Below are 1,634 nucleotides of genomic sequence, written 5' to 3'. Positions count from 1 at the left end.
CGGAGTCTGTCAACGTAGATGTCGCGTTTAAGTCATCAGCTCTTTAACAATTGGCCGCCTTTTCCGGGTTCAGAGTGACTGATTCCGGCAAGCTGAAGTTTCGGATATCACCAGACCAGCGACGCGGGTTCTCGGCTTTCGCCGCTTCGATAATCTGTTTTCGCTGGGCCAGGATCTGATCAGCTTCGCCCGTATGGCGTTGCTGAGGTGTTACGTAGTTCAAGGCGCTGTGTCGGTGCTCGGTGTTGTACCAGCGCACGAACGCCAGTACCCATTTGCGGGCCTCCTCGATCGTTCTGAAGCCGTTTACCGGGAACCCCGGGCGGAACTTCAGGGTTTTGAACAACGACTCCGAGTAGGCATTGTCGTTACTGACCCGGGGGCGACTGTTCGAGGGCGTAATACCCAGATCGTACAGTTTCTCCAAGAAGGTCGAGGCCTTCATGGGGCTGCCATTGTCGGAGTGCAGCACCAGAGGCTTGTCCTTCGTCGCCAGGTGTTCACGCCAGTAGGCCTTCTCGATGAACTCGCTGGCAAGCTCGCCGGTCTCACTGTGATAGACCTCGTGACCGACGATCTTGCGGCTGTATACGTCCAGCATCAGATACAGGTAGAACCAGATGCCTTTTGCTGGCCCCGGCAGCCATGAGATATCCCACGACCACAGCTGGTTCGGTTCTGTGGCCTTGTGTGTAGTTGCCCTGCGCTTGCTCTGGGGCGCTTTTTGCCGACCTCTGGGGTGTACTTGATCCTTCTCCCGCAGAACCCGATAGAAGGTGGATTCCGAGGCCAGGTAGCGACCCTGATCCAGTTGATCCGCAACGATGAAGGCCGGCGGACAGCTTCGATATTCCTTCTGGTTGCACAGTGAGACCAGGGCCTGGCGCTCCGCCTCCGAGAGTTTGTTGGTGGGTGCTGGTCTGGGTACCACCGGTCGTTGATCGGCGCTGACGGCCTTATCTGCCGTCCAGCGCTGATAAGTGCGTATACTCAGGTTCAGCAAGGCGCAGGCCTTGACCAGCCGGGCTCCGTTACCCTGAGCCTCTTGGATCAGGGTAACCGCCTGCTGGCGATCCGGGAGGCTGGTCATTCGTCCTCGTCTTTGGGGCCCCAGATCGCCTCGGCTTTTTTTGACAGCGTCAGCAGTGCAGCCGTTTCTGCCAGAGCTTTTTCCTTGCGTCGCAACTCGGCTTCGAGTTTTTTGACTCGTTTTTTCTCAGCCCTGGCCGCTTGCCGATTCTGCTTGGCCTGTTCATCCGACAGGGCATTGGCTCCCATGCAGGCGGCTTTCCAGGTTTCGATTTGTTCCGGGTAAAGGCCATTCCTACGGCAATATTCACTAAGTTCCGCCTCCGTCATCGGGGCGGTTTCCAGAACAATGCGGAACTTCTCTTCGCTACTCCACTTGTCTGGATGAGCTGAATTCGATGGCAAAACGGCACCTCGTCCTCTGGCGGCTTTACGCCAATTGTACAAGGTTGCGGTACTGATGCCTTCCTGGCTGGCCAACTCGGCAACAGTCAGACTGTGAGGTGGGGCCATCTTCTGGAGAATGGCTTCTTTACGTTCCGGTGAATAATGGGGCATGGTTGTCCTCTGAAATGTTCAGGCGACAACTACGCTGACACATAGGG

1 protein-coding gene is annotated in these 1,634 nt (G+C 56.7%); it reads right to left on the bottom strand.

Annotated elements, in window-relative coordinates; translation table 11 throughout:
* Positions 1-43: 43 nt before the first annotated feature.
* A protein-coding gene (locus AAC035_RS21230) for an IS3 family transposase (RefSeq protein ID WP_339807110.1) occupies positions 44-1,587 on the bottom strand; the annotation gives its coding sequence in 2 pieces (ribosomal slippage) (positions 44-1,116 and positions 1,116-1,587; 1,545 coding nt in all).
* Positions 1,588-1,634 lie beyond the last annotated feature (47 nt).

Origin of the sequence: uncultured Marinobacter sp., assembly GCF_963974375.1 — a bacterium.
GTDB lineage: Bacteria > Pseudomonadota > Gammaproteobacteria > Pseudomonadales > Oleiphilaceae > Marinobacter.
Note: the sequence above shows the minus strand (reverse complement) of the source record. Positions and strands in the feature narration are given on the sequence as shown.